This window comes from Novosphingobium sp. PhB55 (genome assembly GCF_004368805.1).
Classification (GTDB): Bacteria; Pseudomonadota; Alphaproteobacteria; order Sphingomonadales; family Sphingomonadaceae; genus Novosphingobium.
Genome location: NZ_SODQ01000003.1, coordinates 385,258 through 402,769, shown reverse-complemented (window position 1 = coordinate 402,769; position 17,512 = coordinate 385,258). Strand labels below are relative to the sequence as shown.

General features: G+C 66.9%; 18 protein-coding genes. 12 read left to right on the top strand and 6 right to left on the bottom strand.

Annotated elements, in window-relative coordinates; translation table 11 throughout:
- The first annotated feature begins 33 nt into the window (after positions 1–33).
- The 6 genes from dapD (at position 34) to EDF57_RS09340 (ending at position 4,507) form a co-directional block, all read left to right on the top strand.
- Complete coding sequence (dapD, locus tag EDF57_RS09365; protein ID WP_134093997.1) at positions 34–870, top strand: 2,3,4,5-tetrahydropyridine-2,6-dicarboxylate N-succinyltransferase; 837 nt, start codon at positions 34–36, stop codon at positions 868–870.
- Between the two features lie 156 nt (positions 871–1,026).
- Positions 1,027–1,296 carry a hypothetical protein gene (locus tag EDF57_RS09360; RefSeq protein WP_134093996.1) on the top strand — a complete coding sequence of 90 codons (270 nt, stop codon included), beginning with the start codon at positions 1,027–1,029 and terminating at the stop codon, positions 1,294–1,296.
- A 3-nt stretch (positions 1,297–1,299) separates the two neighbouring features.
- Complete coding sequence (locus EDF57_RS09355; RefSeq protein ID WP_134093995.1) at positions 1,300–1,728, top strand: DUF1810 domain-containing protein; 429 nt, start codon at positions 1,300–1,302, stop codon at positions 1,726–1,728.
- A 113-nt stretch (positions 1,729–1,841) separates the two neighbouring features.
- Positions 1,842–2,048, top strand: coding sequence for a hypothetical protein (locus tag EDF57_RS09350; RefSeq protein WP_132268485.1), 207 nt, complete (start codon positions 1,842–1,844; stop codon positions 2,046–2,048).
- A gap of 201 nt (positions 2,049–2,249) precedes the next feature.
- Positions 2,250–2,459 (top strand): hypothetical protein, encoded by a 210-nt coding sequence (locus EDF57_RS09345; RefSeq protein WP_134093994.1) that lies wholly within the window; start codon positions 2,250–2,252, stop codon positions 2,457–2,459.
- A 464-nt stretch (positions 2,460–2,923) separates the two neighbouring features.
- Positions 2,924–4,507, top strand: coding sequence for a GMC family oxidoreductase N-terminal domain-containing protein (locus EDF57_RS09340; RefSeq protein WP_134093993.1), 1,584 nt, complete (start codon positions 2,924–2,926; stop codon positions 4,505–4,507).
- Positions 4,508–4,535: 28 nt separating this feature from the next.
- Here EDF57_RS09340 and EDF57_RS09335 read toward each other — a convergent pair whose 3' ends face one another.
- On the bottom strand, positions 4,536–5,342 hold the full coding sequence (locus EDF57_RS09335; RefSeq protein ID WP_134093992.1) for a sugar phosphate isomerase/epimerase: 807 nt from the start codon (positions 5,340–5,342) through the stop codon (positions 4,536–4,538).
- A gap of 258 nt (positions 5,343–5,600) precedes the next feature.
- Here EDF57_RS09335 and kdsA point away from each other — a divergent pair, with 258 nt between their 5' ends.
- Positions 5,601–6,443 carry a 3-deoxy-8-phosphooctulonate synthase gene (kdsA, locus tag EDF57_RS09330; protein ID WP_132268478.1) on the top strand — a complete coding sequence of 281 codons (843 nt, stop codon included), beginning with the start codon at positions 5,601–5,603 and terminating at the stop codon, positions 6,441–6,443.
- An 81-nt stretch (positions 6,444–6,524) separates the two neighbouring features.
- On the opposite strand, the gene EDF57_RS09325 is transcribed toward kdsA, so the two are convergent.
- The 3 genes from EDF57_RS09325 to EDF57_RS09315 all read right to left on the bottom strand — a co-directional run bounded on the left by EDF57_RS09325 (position 6,525) and on the right by EDF57_RS09315 (position 9,699).
- Complete coding sequence (locus EDF57_RS09325) at positions 6,525–7,346, bottom strand: manno-octulosonate cytidylyltransferase (RefSeq protein ID WP_134093991.1); 822 nt, start codon at positions 7,344–7,346, stop codon at positions 6,525–6,527.
- Between the two features lie 6 nt (positions 7,347–7,352).
- Complete coding sequence (locus tag EDF57_RS09320; protein ID WP_243654375.1) at positions 7,353–8,390, bottom strand: KpsF/GutQ family sugar-phosphate isomerase; 1,038 nt, start codon at positions 8,388–8,390, stop codon at positions 7,353–7,355.
- A 271-nt stretch (positions 8,391–8,661) separates the two neighbouring features.
- Positions 8,662–9,699, bottom strand: coding sequence for a phytanoyl-CoA dioxygenase family protein (locus tag EDF57_RS09315; protein ID WP_243840976.1), 1,038 nt, complete (start codon positions 9,697–9,699; stop codon positions 8,662–8,664).
- Between the two features lie 135 nt (positions 9,700–9,834).
- On the opposite strand from EDF57_RS09315, the gene EDF57_RS25955 reads away from it, so the two are divergent.
- The 4 genes from EDF57_RS25955 to EDF57_RS09295 are packed head-to-tail and all read left to right on the top strand — an operon-like array spanning position 9,835 to position 14,852.
- Entirely contained in the window at positions 9,835–11,052 is a 1,218-nt protein-coding gene (locus tag EDF57_RS25955) for a DUF2279 domain-containing protein (RefSeq protein ID WP_243840975.1), read from the top strand.
- 34 nt (positions 11,053–11,086) lie between these two features.
- On the top strand, positions 11,087–11,932 hold the full coding sequence (locus tag EDF57_RS09305) for an inositol monophosphatase family protein (protein WP_243840974.1): 846 nt from the start codon (positions 11,087–11,089) through the stop codon (positions 11,930–11,932).
- On the top strand, positions 11,929–13,575 hold the full coding sequence (locus EDF57_RS09300) for a beta-3-deoxy-D-manno-oct-2-ulosonic acid transferase (protein WP_134093990.1): 1,647 nt from the start codon (positions 11,929–11,931) through the stop codon (positions 13,573–13,575). Before EDF57_RS09305 ends, EDF57_RS09300 begins: the two co-directional genes overlap by 4 nt.
- Complete coding sequence (locus EDF57_RS09295) at positions 13,572–14,852, top strand: capsular biosynthesis protein (RefSeq protein ID WP_134093989.1); 1,281 nt, start codon at positions 13,572–13,574, stop codon at positions 14,850–14,852. The genes EDF57_RS09300 and EDF57_RS09295 overlap by 4 nt, the downstream gene beginning before the upstream one ends.
- Positions 14,853–14,856: 4 nt before the next feature.
- Here the strand turns inward: EDF57_RS09295 and EDF57_RS09290 are convergent, their stop codons facing one another.
- Entirely contained in the window at positions 14,857–15,567 is a 711-nt protein-coding gene (locus EDF57_RS09290) for a fatty acid desaturase CarF family protein (protein WP_134093988.1), read from the bottom strand.
- A 65-nt stretch (positions 15,568–15,632) separates the two neighbouring features.
- Here EDF57_RS09290 and EDF57_RS09285 point away from each other — a divergent pair, with 65 nt between their 5' ends.
- Complete coding sequence (locus EDF57_RS09285; protein ID WP_134093987.1) at positions 15,633–16,868, top strand: glycosyltransferase family 1 protein; 1,236 nt, start codon at positions 15,633–15,635, stop codon at positions 16,866–16,868.
- Here EDF57_RS09285 and EDF57_RS09280 read toward each other — a convergent pair.
- A complete protein-coding gene (locus EDF57_RS09280; protein ID WP_132268466.1) occupies positions 16,865–17,407 on the bottom strand; it encodes a hypothetical protein in 543 nt (180 codons plus the stop codon). The two genes, EDF57_RS09285 and EDF57_RS09280, sit on opposite strands and share 4 nt — an antisense overlap.
- Between the last annotated feature and the right edge of the window lie 105 nt (positions 17,408–17,512).

Here is a 17,512-nt window from a genome sequence, read left to right as displayed (position 1 = left end):
GAAAATCTGAACGACCTTTCCGGAGACGCGAACATGTCCGAACTCGAAACCGCGATCGAAGCCGCCTGGGATGCGCGCGACACCGTCACCCCCGCCAGCGCCGACGTGCGCAAGCTGGTCGACGAAGCCCTCGGCCTGATCGAATCGGGCGCTGCCCGCGTCGCCGAACCGGGCGGCAATGGTGGCTGGAAGGTCAACCAGTGGCTGAAGAAGGCCGTGCTCCTCTCGTTCCGCCTGAACGACAACGCCCCCGTCGCTCACGGCGCGGGCGGCGCGCCTGCATTCGACAAGGTGCCGGTGAAGTTCGACGGCTGGGCCGACGAAGACTTCCGCAAGGCCGGCTTCCGCGTCGTCCCGGGCGCCGTCGCCCGTCGCGGCACCTTCATCTCGAAGAACGTGGTGTTGATGCCCAGCTTCGTGAACATCGGCGCCTATGTGGGCGAAGGCACCATGGTCGACACCTGGGCGACCGTCGGCTCCTGCGCGCAGATCGGCAAGAACGTGCACATCTCGGGCGGTGTCGGCATCGGCGGCGTGCTTGAGCCGCTGCAGGCCGGCCCGGTCATCATCGAGGACAACTGCTTCATCGGCGCCCGTTCGGAAGTGGCCGAAGGCGTCGTCGTCGGCGAAGGCGCGGTGATCTCGATGGGCGTGTTCCTGGGCGCGTCGACCAAGATCGTCGACCGCGCGACCGGCGAAGTCCACATCGGCAAGGTTCCGCCCTACTCGGTGGTGGTCCCCGGCTCGCTGCCCGGCAAGCCGCTGCCTGACGGCACCCCCGGCCCGTCGCTCTACTGCGCCGTGATCGTCAAGACCGTGGACGCGCAGACCCGCTCGAAGACCGGCATCAACGAGCTGCTGCGCGACTGATCGCTCCACCGATCCCGTCCGAAAGGGGCCGGATGCCAGCGCGTCCGGCCCCTTTCTGCATCCGGTTCCCTCGGAACGGCAGGGACGATGGGGCGTTGATCCCTGGAACATCGGCCTGAAGCGATCGAAGATCGGGCCGGAAACCGGGAGATGCCCATGGATACCCGCGGCGAGGAAGTTCACGTCGAAAAGACCGAAGCCCGTGCCGGCGCGACGCCCAATGTCGTCCGCTACGTCCTGCTCGTCAGCCTGGTCCTGGCCATTGCCGCCATGTCCGCGATCTGGATCTTCGGCGCGGTCAAGGCCCCGGACGATACCGGCGGCGCCGCCGACACCCGCGAGGCCGTGCAGCGGGGCGATGTCGATCCCCAGTCCCAACCCGGCGTCCAGAGCCCCGAGCCGGCCGCGGGCAAGACCGGAAGCTGACCCGTGGCGGGGCTGGCGCGCTTCGTCGATGCCCAGTCCCGCGACTATGCCCGCGTGGTCGCGGAGCTGGAACACGGCAGCAAGCGCAGCCACTGGATCTGGTACATCTTCCCGCAAGTGGCCGGCCTGGGACAAAGCGAAACCTCGCAGTTCTACGCCATTTCAGACCTGAGCGAGGCCCGCGCCTATCTGGCCCATCCGATTCTCGGCGCCCGTCTCGATGAATGCACCGAGATCATGCTGGAATGGCTCGGCAAACGCAGCGCGGCCGAGATCCTGGGCGGTCTCGATGCCATGAAGTTTCGCAGCGCCATGACGCTGTTCGAAGCGGCCGGCGGCGAAGCGCGTTTCGGCCGCGCGCTCGATGGGTTCTTCCAAGGCGAGCGGGACGAACGGACGCTCCAGCTCCTCGGCACCGCACCGGAGCCCTAGCGCTTCGCTCGTTCGGGAACCCGAAGCACCGCCAGCGCGTTTCCCCTGTTGGCCCTTATTGCACGGCGGCCGCAGAGCCGCTCCCAAAGCTGTCGGGCCACGGGAGAGCCGAGATGCAACGCGTCGGTGATGAAGTTCATCTGGACGAAGACGAAGCCCGTTCGGGCAGCACGCCGCACATCGTCCGCTATGTACTGCTGGCCAGCCTCGTTCTGGCGATTCTGGCGATGTCCGCGATCTGGATTTCGCGCGCCTGGTGGGACCAGCCGCCGTCCCAGGGACATCCCGTGACCGCCGAGGAGCACGCACTCGGCAACTGACCCTGCCGAATTTGCTTGCCTGACGGGCCGACTTGTCCTGATCTGTGCTCGGGAGAAACGAGAAGGACCGACGTTGCCTGGTGGCGGCGCAGGATCCTCATGGAGAGGAAGACAGGAATGCAGGACACAGCTTTTGCGGCAGGGGCCGACAAGGCCGAATCCCATCCCGCGCGGACGGGCCTTTCCACTACGACGCATTCCATGACGATACATGCTCAGGAAGGCGACCTGCGGCGCGGCGGCGATGCCGCCTTGCCGATCCTTCCGCATATCCTGGCAGCAATCTTCGGCGTGTTCGCCATCGCCATCGTCATTCTCTGGCTGTCGATCGGCGTCTGGAGCCGCCCCAATCCCGATCATCTCGCGCCGGCGGGTGCCCAGCAGCAAGCCCCGGCGCAATCTTCACCCTGAAGCGTGACGTGGGGCGCTTCCATCTGGAGGCGCCCTGAACCCCGCTCCGGCCTCTGGAATTCGGCCGAAAGAACTCGCCCGAAAAATCGACCCGCGACCGGACATCGCCGAAGATGTGCGTGAAAAAATGAGCCGCCGATGGAAGCGTGTCCCGAGCGCGGCATGGCTTCATGCTGCGCTCCCGCCCCGGATCGATCTCTCGCCCCCCGACGAACAATCGATCCCTTGCACCGACGGCCCTCGTATGGACGGCGCCTTCGCGTCATCCTCTACTCGTCCGAATACTCCGTCTCGGTGGCGGGTGTATTCGCCATGTCCCCAACGGAAGACAGTCCGTTGCAGAAATTTAACGACACGCTTCGGAAACCCTGCCGGGCGCATCCTTTCCAGCATCGCCGGAGCGGGTTTACGGCGCGATTCGCGGAACGCTTGATCGCGGGGAAATCGCGGCCTAGCCCTTGGTGATGGGAGAATTCGATTACATCGTCGTCGGCGGTGGAAGCGCGGGCTGTGTCCTTGCCAATCGGCTGAGCGCGGACCCGCGGCGCCGGGTGCTGCTGCTGGAAGCGGGCGGCAAGGACGACTACCTCTGGATTCGCGTCCCCGTCGGCTATCTCTATTGCATCGGCAATCCCCGTACCGACTGGTGCCTGTCCACCGAGGCCGAAGCCGGGCTGGGCGGCCGCAGTCTCAAGTATCCGCGCGGACGGGTGCTGGGCGGCAGTTCCTCGATCAACGGCATGATCTACATGCGCGGCCAGGCCGCCGACTACGACCAGTGGCGGCAGGCCGGTCACGAAGGCTGGAGCTGGGACGAGGTCCTTCCCTACTTCACCCGCGCCGAAGATCATTACGAGGGCCCCAGCGCGTTTCACGGCAGCGGCGGCGAAATCCGCGTGGAGAAGCAGCGGCTGCGCTGGGACATCCTCGAAGCCTTTCGAGAGGCCTGCAGCCAGCAGGGCATCCCCGCGGTGCCCGATTTCAACCGGGGTGACAACGAAGGATCCAGCTTCTTCCAGGTCACGCAGCGCCGGGGTTGGCGCTGGAGCGCATCGGATGCCTTTCTCAAGCCGGTAAGAAGCCGCGCCAACCTCAAGGTGGAGACCGGTGCCAGCGTCGAGCGCGTATTGATCGAGGACGGCCGCGCCGTCGGCGTCACCTATACGGTGAGCGGCCAGCCCAGAACCGCCCGCGCGCGCGGCGAAGTCGTGCTTTCGGCAGGCGCCATCGGTTCGCCGGCGATTCTCGAACGCAGCGGCATTGGCGATGGAGACCGGCTTTCCGGCCATGGCATCACTGCTCTGCGCCATTTGCCGCAAGTGGGGGAGAACCTGCAGGACCACCTGCAACTGCGCTGCGCCTGGCGGGTGACGGGGGTGTCCACGCTCAACCAGCGCGCTGCCAATCTGATGGGCAAGGCGCTGATCGGCCTGGAATATGCGCTCAGCCGCAGCGGTCCGATGGCCATGGCGCCGAGCCAGCTTGGCGTCTTCACCCGCAGCCACGCCCGCTATTCCACGCCGAACCTGGAATACCACGTACAGCCGCTCAGCCTCGAAGCCTTCGGCGGCGCGCTCGATCCCTTCCCGGCCTTCACCGCCAGCGTCTGCAACTTGCGGCCGGAAAGTCGCGGCAGCACGCATGTGACCGGCCGCGATCCCGCCGCCGCGCCGAGCATACGCCCGAACTATCTCTCGGCCGAGGAGGACCGTGCCGTCGCGGCCCAGTCGATCCGCCTCACGCGCGAGATCGTCGCCCGGCCCGCCCTCGCCCGCTATGCCCCGGAAGAACTGCGGCCCGGCCCCGAACGCGCGAGCGAGGAAGACTTGCGCAGCGCAGCCGGCGCGATCGGCACCACCATTTTCCACCCGGTCGGTACCGCGGCGATGGGCAGCGTGGTCGATGCCCGCTTGCGCGTTCTCCAGGTGGAGGGCCTGCGCGTGATCGATGCCTCGGTGATGCCCACCATCACGTCCGGAAACACCAATGCGCCGACCATGATGATCGCGGAAAAAGGCGCGGAAATGATCCTGGCTGACAGCCGGTGATCCGTCGAGAACCAGCCCGGCGCGCCGTTCAGGCCAGCAGCGCCCTCGTGCGGGCGACCACTTCCACGAGATAGTCCCGCGCGGCTTCCACCCCCAGCGCCGCCTGAGGAAGCGAAAGGTCCAGGCCCAGCGTCTTGCCGCGCGGGAGGGCATCCACGAATTCGCGAAGGGGCAGTTCGCCCTCGCCCGGAATCAGGCGGCCCCGCTCGGCTTCCTCGGCATGATCGCCGAGGGCCTTGAGCGCGGCGTCGCAAAGGCGGACGTGGCCGATCAGCGCGGCGTCGAGTTCCGCCAGTTCGCGCGCTACCCCGCCCGCGCGGAAGAAATGCAATGCGTCGACCGTCACGCTCACCCGATCCTCGCCGATATGCGCCACGAGAGCCAGGGCTTCGCGAAGCGTGCGAACAGTCATGACAGGAGAGAATTCGAAGCCGAAGTCCATGTCGCGCTCACGCGCCATTTCGGCCAGGCGGGCCATGTAGTCGAAGGCATGTTCCCGTTCGAGCCCGTTGTCGCGGGCGCCGATGCGGCGGGTGCCGAGCCGGGCGAAGATGTCCATGTCCGCGGCATGATCCTCGGGCGGGCGCGTTGCCGAACCATTGATGCCCTCGCCCAGGCCGATGCGCAGGCCGGCGTCCGCCAGTGCGGCCTGGGCTTCGCGCCGCAGGGCCGCATCCTCGCGCAGCGACCAGGCTGCGTAGCCCTCGCTCCGCCCGGCCTCCTGCTCCAGGCCCATCGACACCGCCTTGCAGCCCATTTCGCCCGCCAGGCGGACATGTTCGAGCGGTCCCATCCCCGCGACCGTGCGGCTGTCGATGCCTAAGGGGTGGGGCATGGTATTATCCTCGTGACGGCGGGTGCGACTGTTACGCCGCCCTGAATAGCCGTCATTTCAGCCGCCGCGAAGCCTTCATCACGCGATAGCCCCAGATGACACGGCGGCGCGCCCAAACGGCCCGCAGGACAGGCAGGCCGGCGAGTGCGGCGATGGCGTATCGCGCCGGTTCTGGGGCCTGAAAGCCGGAAACGCCTTGACGGCGGCGGCCTGCCCGGCGACGGCCTCTCTCCCGATCGACGAGGACCGAGCCACGCCATGATTCCCTCCGTTACCCTGCTTCCCGACCTGACTTTCGCCAACGACCGGCCATTCGTGCTGATCGGGGGCATGAACGTCATGGAAAGCCGCGAGGCGGTGATGGACGTTGCCGCCGAATTCGTACGGGTCACCGGCGAGCTTGGCATTCCTTATGTGTTCAAGGCCAGCTTCGACAAGGCGAACCGCTCGTCTATTTCGTCCTTCCGGGGTCCGGGGCTGGACGAAGGAATGAAGATCCTCGCCGAAGTGAAGGACCGCTTCGGCGTGCCCGTGCTGACCGACGTCCACGAACCGTTCCAGGCGGAGGCCGTGGCGGAAGTCGCCGATATTCTCCAGCTCCCGGCCTTCCTCGCCCGCCAGACCGACCTCGTCGTCGCCCTGGCCCGCACCGGCAAGGTCATCAACGTGAAGAAGCCGCAGTTCCTCGCCCCGCAGGAGATGCGTCACATCATCCGCAAATGCGAAGAGGCCGGCAATGGCCGCGTGCTGCTGTGCGAGCGCGGTTCCTCCTTCGGCTACAACAACCTCGTCGTCGACATGCTGGGAATGGACGAGATGAAGGCCATGGCCCCGGTGGTGTTCGATGCGACTCATGCGCTGCAACGCCCGGGCGGACGGGTCGACAGCGCCGATGGTCGCCGTACGCAGGCTGCTGCCCTCACCCGTTCGGGCATGGCCCTCGGTATCGCCGGGCTGTTTCTGGAAGCGCACCCCGATCCGGACAAGGCGCTCTGCGATGGCCCCTGCGCCTTGCCGCTCGGCCGGCTACGCGCCTATCTCGAACAGGTCCAGGCCATCGACCGCCTGGTCAAGGCCTTCCCGCCCCTCGACATTGATTGAGCGAAACCGGGATTGAGCGAAATCGGAACTGAGGAAAACAGGGCGGTGGCTTCGCGGCGCCGCCCCCTTCGGCAATCGCCTTCAGGCGATGCCGCGTTCCTTGAGGATGCGTTCGATCACTGGCTTGTCGCCCGGGTTGTTCAGCTCGATCGCATCCCAGGACAGCGGATCGAGCGTGACGACCGAGACCGGCAGGCCAAGGTCGAGGAAGCGGAGTTGTTCCAGGCCTTCCAGCAGTTCCAGCTCGCAAGGCGGCGCGGCGACGTAGCGCTCCAGCGCGGCGCGGCGGTAGGCATAGAGACCGAGGTGCAGGTGGACCGGCGGGAATTCCCGCGCGGCGGCCTCTGCCGGAAGATAGGGCAGCACGCGCTTGGAGAAGTAAAGCGCCCGGCCGCGGCCGTCGATCACGGCGGTGGTGCCGCCGACCCGGCCCTCGGCCTGGTCCTGGACCAGATGTTCGTAAACGGTACGTGAGGCGCGCACGGCGGGGGTGGCCATGATGGCCTCCGGATCTGCCGAAAGGCGCTCGACCAGCGCGGGGACCACACCTGCGGGAGAAAGCGGCGCATCGCCCTGAAGGTTCACGACGACATCGGCGACCGGCCCAAGCGTGGCAATGGCTTCCGCGCAGCGTTCGGTGCCGTTGGCGCAATCGGGCGACGTCATGACGACCTGCCCGCCGAAGCTCTCCACTTCGGCGGCGATCCGGTCGTCGTCAGTGGCGACCCAGACGCCGGCCGCGCCGGGAACGCCCATGGCGCAATCCCAGCTGCGGCGGATCAGGCTGCGTTCCTCGCCGGTGGCGCCGGCCAGGCGAACCAGCGGCTTGCCGGGGTACCGGCTCGACGCGAAGCGCGCAGGGATGATGATGGCAAAACTGTTGCCGCTATTCGGGGATGTCACGGAGGTTCAGCTGAGCCCGGTGCGAAGGAAATCGTGCAGGTGGATGATGCCGACCGGGATCTGGTTGATCGTGGCCACCATCTCGTCCTCTACCACCGCGCAGCGCGGGCCGTCTTCGCCGACCACGAAAGCGCATGTGATCTGCGCATCGTTGAGGAAACGCAGGGCATCCTCCGCCGCCATGTCCGCCCGCAGCATCTTGGGGCGCGGCGTCATGACGTCGCGCGCGCAGACCTGGTCGAGCACCTTGAAGTGGCGGCGCAAGTCACCGTCGGTGATGATCCCGGCAAGGCGTCCGGCCGGATCGACGACGCCGGCAATGCCGAAGCCCATGGACGTCATGCACGTGATGACGCCGTCCATCGGCAGGTCGAGGTCGACGAGCGGAAGCTTGTCGGTGCCGTGCATGAGCTGGCTGACCGAAGCGAGACGCAGGCCGATCGAACCCCCCGGATGAAGCGCTTTGAGGCTCTCCTTCGAGACGCCCTGCATGTCCATCAGCACCATGGCGATGGCGTCGCCCAGTGCCAGCTGCTGCGTGGTCGAGCTGGTGGGCGCGATATTCGAAGGACAGGCCTCGGTCGCGACCGGCAGCAACACGCAGATGTCCGAGCGGCGTTCCACCAGCGAATCGGCATGAGACGTCATGCCGACCACCGGAATTTCGCAGCGCTCCGCATGGTCGAACAGGACCTGCAGCTCGGCAGTGTTGCCGGAATTGGAAATGGCGAGGATCACGTCACCCTCCACCACCATGCCGAGATCGCCGTGGGCGGCCTCACCGGGGTGAAGGTACATGGCGGGCGAGCCGGTTGCCGAGAGGGTGGCGGCGATCTTGCGGCCGATATGCCCGGACTTGCCGACGCCGGCCACGACGATCCGTCCAGTGGCGCTGGCGAGAAGCTGGCAGGCTTTGGTGAAACTCGCGCCCAGCGATGCGGCCAGGCTATCCAGAGTGCGTGCTTCGATGTCGATGACTTCGCGTGCTCTGGATATAATGAGATTGCTTGCCCCGACTGTTATCGGGACGACCGAATTCGACAACTTTACCCCCCTGCTCGCGTGCTTTCGATTGCTGCGCATCGCCTACACCTTGCTGGCCGCACTGCACAACGCCACAGTCCTGACATGTACTGTTAGACGCCGGCATAGTCCGCGAATTTGTGCTACGCAGCACACCACCCTATGTAAACCCCACATAATCCCTGAATTGCTCGATCTGCCGCAAATTCCGCACAAGCGCCGACAGGTAGAAGTCACATATAGTTGACGAAATTTAATCGTGACAGTTCCGAGGCAAGGAAGTGCAGGCGGATCAGTCTAACGAATCTACCGCGCGCCTTATTCCGACACTGCGCCAGGGCTGCCCAGCAACTTTCTCGAACCGATCGCGCAAGGACCAAAGCCACCCGACGCGGCGCTCGGCAAGGCCCGGAAGGCTGAGAAGGTCGCCTCCCAGCCAGGGCACAAAGGGATTGCGGCGGCAATAGGACCAGATCTCGACACGCTCGATCGCCCGAACCGAATCGCCGCGCGCGTGGAAGCCCAGGGTATCGGCCACCACCAAGGTATTGGCGGGAACGGCCAGCGGCCGCGGCGCGGGCAGGCCCATCTCGGCAAGGTCCCCCGCCCGCACCCGCGGCGAACCGCGCGCGGACAGCCGGTCGATCGCGCGCGGATCGGCCAAGCTGCGGCGATATTCCCAGTCCAGCCGCGCCGTGGTCAACCGGTGCGATCCCGGCACGAAGGTGAAAGGCGCCTCGTCGGCCGTGACCGCATTCAGGAACAGCCAGGATTTCAGCGATGAGTGGAAGGCATCGGCATGAAGCGATTCCTGCGGGTCCGCCTCGTTGCTGGCGTCGTGCGTCACGATGGTCTGGATATAATGCAGCGGTGCGATGCGAAAACCGGCGACATAGTGGAACAGCGCCTTGAGATCGTCGCGGTCGAGCAGGCGGCGCAGCGCGGGAATGACCCGGAGCATCGCGGGATCGACGGCGAGGCGGCGAGTGATCGCATCTCCCTGCCGCATTTCGCGCGCTTCACCCTCGTATGCCAGGATCGCCTGGCGCAGCGCCGCAAACTCTTCGGCCGGAATGACATTCTCGATGGCGACGAAACCGTCGCGGTCGAAAGCCTCGCGCCAGTCCTTCCGCACTTTTCCCGCAAGGCGCGCCCGTCGCCAGCTGCACAGCGCCCCCGCCACTTTCACCCGCGCCCGGTGCAGGCCCCAACCGTTCAATCGCCGCGAACCCAGAAGCGGATTGTCGAGAAAACTCTTTGCAGTGGTGCCGAGCTGGAAGATCCAGACGGGTAGCATGAGTAACGACTTGACCGGCTTGAGAACAATCATATGAAGAGGGCTACCGATTTCGGGGGGCTTCGCAATGGCCCCTTTGACAGGTCGCTGGCAACTGATTTCGTGGTCCTCGGATCGTCGAATGTCCTTGGCTGGTAAATGGCATAACTTTTCAGGGTAAGACGATACATGAGGATGGGTTCCCGCGGCCGGGCGGTTCTGGCGCTGGCCGCCTGCCTGCCGGCCACTCCCGCCTGGGCAGATGCGTTCGGCGGCACGGCAGCCCTTCCGGAGGCCGGTTTTTCGGCTCCGACGGGTCGGATCGAGGATCAGGCGCTTGCCGCTGGGGTGATCACGGCGGCCGGCTGCATCGGCAGTGCCGCGCCTTGCGACGGAAATGATCCGCAGCTCGTCGCCGTCTCGCGGTGGAACCTGGCCGACATCTCCTCACCCCGCGCGGTGCCGGACCTGACGACCCTGCCGCCCGCCGCCCTGGAGCCCGAGCCGGCCGCGCCGGCCGATGTCTATGGCCCCACGAACCAGGTGGTTTCCGGCCCGGCCGCATCGCTGCCCCCCGGCGTCAGCCTCAACGGCACCGGCCACGTTCCGCGCGAATATGCCCAGTACCGCGGCTTCTTCAAGCAGGCGGGCACGATCACGACCGAACTGGCGGTCCTGGCCGTCTACATGGGCGTGCAGACGATCCCCAAGCTGACGAAGAAAACCGCGCCGTTCCACTTCAAGGACGAAGGCTGGTTCGGCAAGGATACGACCAGCATCGGCATGGACAAGCTGACCCATGCCTTCAACACTTACCTGATCGCGGACATTCTTCATGCCCGCCTTCACAAGAACACCAATGCCTCGGAAGGCGACGCCGTCACGGCCGGCGTGCTGGCCGCGGGCCTGATGGCGCTCAACGAAGTGTCCGACGCCATCGAGCCCGACAGCGGCTACTCGATGCAGGACATCGCGATGAACCTGACCGGCGCGACGCTCTCGGTGCTGCGCAACACGATTCCCGGCCTGAAGGAAAAGATCGCCTTCAAGATCGAGATCATGCCGAACGACCAGATCTACAGCCACGTCGGCAAGGAACACTACGCCCAGCAGCGCTTCATGCTCTCGCTCAAGGGCGCGGGCTTCGAAGGCCTGCAGAAGACGCCGCTGCGGTTCCTGGACCTCCAGGTCGGCTATTACGCCACCGACTTCCTCAACAGCGACCGCGAAAAGGGCATCGAGCCCAAGCGGCACCTGTTCTTCGGCGTCGGCCTGAACCTGGGCGAGCTGTTCTGGGGCAATTCGCAGTCGCGCTTCGGCAAGGCCGCCTACTCCGTGCTCGATCACGTTCAGCTTCCCTACACCTCGGTTCGTGTCGATACGCATGGAGAGTTCGGCCATTGGTAACTGGGCGATCACACGCCATCGAGGCACGCTGATCATGAACCAAAGCCTTACGCCTGCCGTCGAGCAGGCGATGCGCGACGCAGCGCGCCTCGCCGTCATGCCGCGCTTCGGCACGGCGGGCGCCGCGCTCGTGGCCGACAAGCGCGAAGGCAATGGTGGCAGCGAACCGGTTACCGCCGCAGACCGCGAATGCGAGGCGATCCTGAGCGAACGCCTCGCCGGCCTGATCCCCGGCGCTCATGTGGTGGGTGAAGAGGCCGTGCATCACCGGCCGGATCTGCTCGACAGGCTCGGCGCCGGAACGTGCTGGATCGTCGATCCGCTCGACGGCACTGCCAATTTCGCGGCGGGCATCGGGCCCTTCGGGCTGCTGGTGGCGCTGGCGGACAACGGCATTCCGGTCGGCGGCTGGATACTCGATCCCCTGTCCGGCCGGTTCTGTGCCGCCCTGTCCGGCCAGGGCGCCACCATCGACGGCCTGGCTTTTCGCACCGCTCCTGCAGCGCGCGCGCGCCCGGTAATGGCCGTGACGCGCCTCTTTCCCAACCCCGACCGGCGCGCCCGACTGCTGGCCGAATTGGCCGAAGGCGCCGAAGTGATAGACAGCCCGCGCTGCGCTGCCGACCAGTACCCCCGCATCGCCAGGGGCGAGAACGACATCACGCTGTTCACCCGCACGCTCCCCTGGGACCATGCCGCAGGCGTACTGTTCCTCAATGAAGCAGGCGGCCGGGCCGCCCGGCCCGACGGCACCCCCTATCGCTGCGACGACCGGCGCGAGGGCCTGATCGCCGCCGTCGATCCGGTCATCTGGGACCGTACGGCGCGCCGGCTGGAAAGCCTGGGCGAAACCTTGGCGCTGACGGTCGAGGCGGCATGACGGCAACCCCGTTCCTGCGCATCCCGCCCTTCCCGGGCCACCGCGCACCACCCCTGGCTCAGCCCGCTTCCGGAGAAGCACTTGCCGCGACGGACCTGTCCTCGCTTCTGCGCCAGGCCCGCGTCGGCAGTACGTTCTGGGGAGCCTCCGCTGTGCTGCCCGAAGGCCGCGACGTTCTGGCCTCCGCATCCAGCACCGCGGCAGCCGGCGAAGTCGCGAGACATCTGGGCGACCTTGGGCTGACGGAACGCGCGGCCGCGCGCGGTGCGATTGTCGGCCTTGAAAACCTCCCTTCCCTCCCGTCGGACGGCGACCCCTGGACCGCCTGCGCATCGGCCTCGCTGGTCATAGCCGATGCCGAAGACGAACTGCTGCTGGTCGCCGCCCTCTGCGGGTGCAAGGTCGCGCCGCTGGGGGCCGGGCGCTTCGCCGCGCTTTCGGATCCCGCGGCGCTGGACGCCGTCGCAGCCCGCGAAATTGGCCGCTGGACCTATCGCGACCCCTTTGGCGAAGGCAGGCTGGAACCTGCGCAAGCCATTGGACTGCTGGCAGGCTGGCGCACCCTGATCGACGCCAACCGCAAGGTCGCCGGCGTCTACGGCATCGCCCGCTGGAAGCGGATCACTGCCGACAACCTGCTGTGGGACGGCAGCGGCCCGGTGCGCCATGCCGAGGGCGCGCAAGTGGCTGCCGAAGGCTCCCTGGCGCTGGCCTGGATCGCGCGCAGCGATGCGCAGGCCCTCGCGGATCTCGAAGCGCGCGGCATCCGCATCGGTGAAATCGAGGACGGCATGATCCGCTCGACCGGCCTCGGCGCCAATTGCGTGCCGCCGCTCTCGATCGTCGTCGATGCCAATGGCCCCCATTTCGACCCGGCCCAGGCCAGCGAACTCGAAATCATTCTCGAAACCGCGGCAATCCCCCGGGCCGTCATCGAACGGGCCGGTGCCTTGCGCGAACGGCTCGTTTCGGGCGGGATCAGCAAGTACGGCCTCGACGCGGAGCGCGCGCCGCGGGCAGACGACGAAGGCGGTGCCCGGAACGGCAGCCGCAAGCGCGTGCTCGTGACCGGGCAGGTCGAAGACGACCGCTCGGTGCTGCGCGGCGGCGGCGGGCTGGACAATCTGGAACTGCTGCGCCGCGCCCGCGCCGAAGAACCTGGCGCACATATCATCTTCAAGCCGCATCCCGACGTGGAGGCCGGCCATCGCAAGGGTCATGTCCCCGACGCGCGCGCGCTGGAATTCGCCGACACGATCGACCGGACATCCTCGATCGCGGCGCTGCTGGATCAAGTCGATGCCGTCCACGTTCTGACCTCGCTGGCGGGGTTCGAGGCGCTGATGCGCGGGCGCGAGGTCGTCACGCACGGGGTGCCGTTCTACGCGGGCTGGGGGCTGACGCGCGACCTTGGGGCAGTACCCGCGCGCCGCACCCGCCGCCGGACGCTGGACGAACTGGTCGCGGCCACGCTGATCCTCTATCCCCGCTACCTCGATCCCGTCACGCGTTTGCCGTGCGGGCCGGAAACGCTGGTGGACAGGATTGCAAGCGGGCAGGCCAACGTGCGATCAGCACTTATTCGCCTGCGGGAAGTTCAAGGGAGGATGAACCGCGTGCTTGGATGGATGACCCGGCGATGAAGCATCTGCTGCTGACGACTGGGGATCGCCGGTTCCTGTTCCTTCAGGGACCACCCGGCCCGTTTTTCCGCGCCCTGGGCGAAGAACTGCGCCGTCGCGGCGCGGCGGTCCATCGCATCAACCTGTCCGGAGGCGACCGGCGCGACTGGCCGGACGGTTCGACCGACTATCGTGGCCTGATGCGCGACTGGCCGCTGTTTTTCGACCGCTACGTGCAGGAACATGGCATCACCGACGTGGTCCTGTTCGGGGACTGCCGCCCCATGCACATGCGGGCGATGCGCCTGGCGCGCCTGCGCGGCATCCACTTCCACGTTTTCGAGGAAGGCTATATCCGGCCCGACTGGATGACGCTGGAGCGTGACGGCGTGAACGGCAATTCCTCGTTCGACCGCGATCCGCAGAACCTGCTCTCCGCGGCGGCCAGGCTTCCCGATATTCCCGATCTCCCGTCGATCACCGCCTCGTTCAACCGGCGCGCGCATGACAGCTACTGGCATTACCACAATGTCGTGACCGGCCGGCTGCTGCTGCGCTTCCCGTTCTATCGCACCCATCGCCAGGGATCGATCGTGCTCGAGGGCTTCGGATGGATCCGCCGCTTCTCGCTCCGGGGCCGCCGCGCGCGGCAGGCGCAGGACACCCTGCGCGAGATCGACGGCAAGCGCTATTTCCTGTTCCCGCTCCAGCTTTCGGGCGACTTCCAGATCCGGTCGCACTCGCCATTCCTGTCGATGGCCATGGCGCTGGACTACGTGCTGGCCAGCTTCGCGCGCCATGCGCCCAAGGATGCGCTGCTGGTGATCAAGGAGCATCCGCTCGACGTCGGATTCCGCAACTGGCGCTCGGCGATCCGCCGCCGCGCCGCCCATTTCGGGTTGGCCGGCCGGGTCATGCATATCGACGGCGGCGATCTTCAGCCGCTCTGCGAGAATTCGATCGGCATGGTCTGCGTGAACAGCACCTCGGGCACCCTGGCGCTGGCCTCGGGAACGCCGGTCATCGTGCTGGGGGATGCCGTCTACGACGTGCCGGGCATCACGCACCAGGCCTCGCTCGACCGCTTCTGGCGCAGCCCCGAACTGCCCGACCGCAAGCTCTACGAAGCCTTCAAGAAAGTGCTTCATGCCAAGTGCCTGGTGCGCGGCGGCCTCGCGAGCGAATCGGCCACGCGCATCCTGGTGGAAAACAGTGTCGACCGGCTGCTGGTCCCCGTGGAAGCCCCCGAAGGCCCCGCCGTGCGCCGTCGCTATCCCCCGGCGTTCAACTTGCCCTGAGCCTTCAGGAAGACGGCTCCAGGTTCGCGTCGGGCAAGTGCCCTTGCGAACGCAGGAAACGGAACAGGCGGTTGACCAGCGGGTTCGACCAGCCCGAATTCGTGGCGAAGTCGCGCTTCAGCGTGTCGTGGTGGATCTGGTGTGCCTCCGGCGACATCAGCAGGCCCAGCTTGCGCATGCCGCGGATGAACCAGGGGTTGTCCAGCCGGTGCAGCGTCCCGTGGAAATACTGGGCGAAAGCCCCGCCCACGAGAAACGCGGCGAATCCGGCCATGAACCAGCCGGGAATCGGCCAGATCAGCGCGGCCACATTGCCCAGAAGCGAGATCGGCAGGGCGCCGGCGATCACGGTGGAGCCGATCAGCCGCCACAGCTGCCGCCGCCCCAGCGCATCCGGGCGCGGGTGGTGGTTCTTGAAATCGTAGGAAATGCGCTCGAACGGGTTGAGCCGCCGCATCCGCTCGCGGAAGAGCCCTTGGTACTCCTCGCTCTCACGCGAACCTTCGTAGAAGAAGATCGTGTCCAGTCCCATGCCCGGGCGGCACGGCCGATAGTCCATGTACATGTGAATCACGCCGGACAGCAGATCCGCCAGATACCAGGCGACCAGCATCGCGGGGATGGCAAGCCAGCTCGGATCCGCGAACGCCAGCACCATGCTGCCGGCCAGCGAGGCCAGGAAGGCCCAGAGAAGAATACGCTGCACTAAGGACATGCTCCCGCCAGTAACCCTTCGCGCGCCGCTTGCCAATCGATCCTGACCGCTGCTACGCGCCCGCCATGTCTTCTCGGGCGCCCGCTACCGCCACATCCCGCACTGGAACCGGCGCCGATCCGCGTCCTTTCGTGCTCGACGTCAGCCGCCTGATCTGGCGCCTCTGGGCCGGGCGCCTGCCTACCGGGATCGACCGGGTGTGCCTGGCCTATCTCGAAGAGTTCGCGGACCGGTCCCTGGCCATGCTGCAATGGCGCGAGCACCGGATCGTGCTCGGCCCGCGTGCCAGCGACCGCCTCTTCGCAGTGCTGAGCGCCGGGGTCGGCAAGCCGATCCGGGGGGCGCTGGTCGCGCAGCTGGCTTCGGCGATTCCCGCCGCTCTGGTTCGCCCCCCGAAAGTCGCGGGCAAGATCTACCTCAACGTCGGCCACACCGGGCTGAACGCAGCGGGTCTGGTGGACTGGCTGGCCGCACGGGCGCTGAGGCCGGTCTTCCTCATCCACGACCTGATCCCGATCACTCACCCGCAATATTGCCGCGCCGGCGAGGCGGAGCGCCATGCTGCCAGGATGCGTAACGCCCTGGCTGCGGCGGACGGGTTCATCGTCAATTCGGCCGATACCGGCAGGGCCCTCACCCGCTTCGCCCGCAGCCTGGGGCTGGAACCTGCCCCCACGCTCGTCGCTCATCTGGGAATCGAGCCGCTCGCTGCGCCGGCCTCTGCCGTCGCCTTTACGGAGAGTGCGAAAGCGGCGCCGACGGACCGGCCCTATTTCCTGTGCCTGGGCACCATCGAGGCGCGCAAGAACCACATCCTGCTGCTGCGCGCCTGGAAGGGCCTTCGCCGGACGCTGGGCGCGAACACGCCCGATCTCGTGCTGATCGGCCAGCGCGGGTGGGAGGCGCAGGACACGTTCGACCTGCTCGATTCCGAAAGCCACGATCATGGCCGGATCGTCGAACTCGCCCGCTGCACCGACGGCGAACTGGCCGCCTGGCTCGACGATGCCCGGGCCCTGCTCATGCCCAGCCATGTCGAAGGCTATGGCCTGCCCGTGCTGGAGGCACTGTCGCGCGGCACGCCGGTGATCGCCACCGACCTTGCGGTCTATCGCGAACTGGCGCCCGGCATTCCGCTGTTCCTGGCCGCCGACGACGAACAGGCCTGGCAGGATGCCGTGATCGCCTGCCTGGGCGACAGCACCGAGGCCGCGCGCCAGCGCCGCTTGCTGCAGGACTACCGCGCGCCCGACTGGGCGGGGCACATGGCGCTTGTCGAGGCGTGGCTGGGCCGGCTCTAGCCGATCGAGCAGCCGCCGCCCTCGCTGGTCTTGGACCCGTCGGGACGGTACCAGGTGGCGATCGGACCGGCCTTTTCGTCGTAATAGCAGACCGAAGAGACCGCATTCGTGGTCGCATCGACGTGGACGGCATAGTTATGCGCGCCGCAATTGTGCAATTCGCACTGCGAGGCACCGATATCGTTGTCCTTGCGCATGACCGGGCCCACCGGCCCCTTCATCGCGGCAATGGCATCGAGCACCTTGGGGTCGGTCACGGCGCGGGAAACGCCTTCCTGCACCCGTGGATGCTGGAAGAAGGTGTAGTCCCCCACTTTGTCCAGCGGATATTTGCCGACATAGACCGAGAGGCTGTCGACCGCGCCCGAAGGCGTCTCGCTGGCTTCTGATGGCTCCACTTCGGCCGCGGCGGATTGTTCCGCGATCGTGGGAGAGGCTGCGGGGCTTGGCTCGGAACCGCCCTTGCACCCGGCCAGACCGGCCATGACAAGGACTAGAGTGGCGCCGGCCAGCCAGGGGCGCGGGTCCGGATGCTGCATCGGGCTTCCTCCTTCGCGTTCGAAAGTCTCTTCGAATCGCGCCCGAGCATCGCCGGTTCCCGCCTGCGCTGCAAATCCTGATGCCGCCCCGCTTCGACGGGGGCC

Excerpts from the sequence above, each read along its gene's own strand:
- dapD (WP_134093997.1), top strand. The coding sequence starts at position 34 with ATGTCCGAACTCGAAACCGCGATCGAAGCCGCCTGGGATGCGCGCGAC.
- EDF57_RS09360 (WP_134093996.1), top strand. The coding sequence starts at position 1,027 with ATGGATACCCGCGGCGAGGAAGTTCACGTCGAAAAGACCGAAGCCCGT.
- EDF57_RS09350 (WP_132268485.1), top strand. The coding sequence starts at position 1,842 with ATGCAACGCGTCGGTGATGAAGTTCATCTGGACGAAGACGAAGCCCGT.
- EDF57_RS09345 (WP_134093994.1), top strand. The coding sequence starts at position 2,250 with ATGACGATACATGCTCAGGAAGGCGACCTGCGGCGCGGCGGCGATGCC.
- EDF57_RS09340 (WP_134093993.1), top strand. The coding sequence starts at position 2,924 with ATGGGAGAATTCGATTACATCGTCGTCGGCGGTGGAAGCGCGGGCTGT.
- EDF57_RS09335 (WP_134093992.1), bottom strand. The coding sequence starts at position 5,342 with ATGCCCCACCCCTTAGGCATCGACAGCCGCACGGTCGCGGGGATGGGA.
- kdsA (WP_132268478.1), top strand. The coding sequence starts at position 5,601 with ATGATTCCCTCCGTTACCCTGCTTCCCGACCTGACTTTCGCCAACGAC.
- EDF57_RS09315 (WP_243840976.1), bottom strand. The coding sequence starts at position 9,699 with ATGATTGTTCTCAAGCCGGTCAAGTCGTTACTCATGCTACCCGTCTGG.
- EDF57_RS25955 (WP_243840975.1), top strand. The coding sequence starts at position 9,835 with ATGAGGATGGGTTCCCGCGGCCGGGCGGTTCTGGCGCTGGCCGCCTGC.
- EDF57_RS09305 (WP_243840974.1), top strand. The coding sequence starts at position 11,087 with ATGAACCAAAGCCTTACGCCTGCCGTCGAGCAGGCGATGCGCGACGCA.
- EDF57_RS09300 (WP_134093990.1), top strand. The coding sequence starts at position 11,929 with ATGACGGCAACCCCGTTCCTGCGCATCCCGCCCTTCCCGGGCCACCGC.
- EDF57_RS09295 (WP_134093989.1), top strand. The coding sequence starts at position 13,572 with ATGAAGCATCTGCTGCTGACGACTGGGGATCGCCGGTTCCTGTTCCTT.
- EDF57_RS09290 (WP_134093988.1), bottom strand. The coding sequence starts at position 15,567 with ATGTCCTTAGTGCAGCGTATTCTTCTCTGGGCCTTCCTGGCCTCGCTG.
- EDF57_RS09285 (WP_134093987.1), top strand. The coding sequence starts at position 15,633 with ATGTCTTCTCGGGCGCCCGCTACCGCCACATCCCGCACTGGAACCGGC.
- EDF57_RS09280 (WP_132268466.1), bottom strand. The coding sequence starts at position 17,407 with ATGCAGCATCCGGACCCGCGCCCCTGGCTGGCCGGCGCCACTCTAGTC.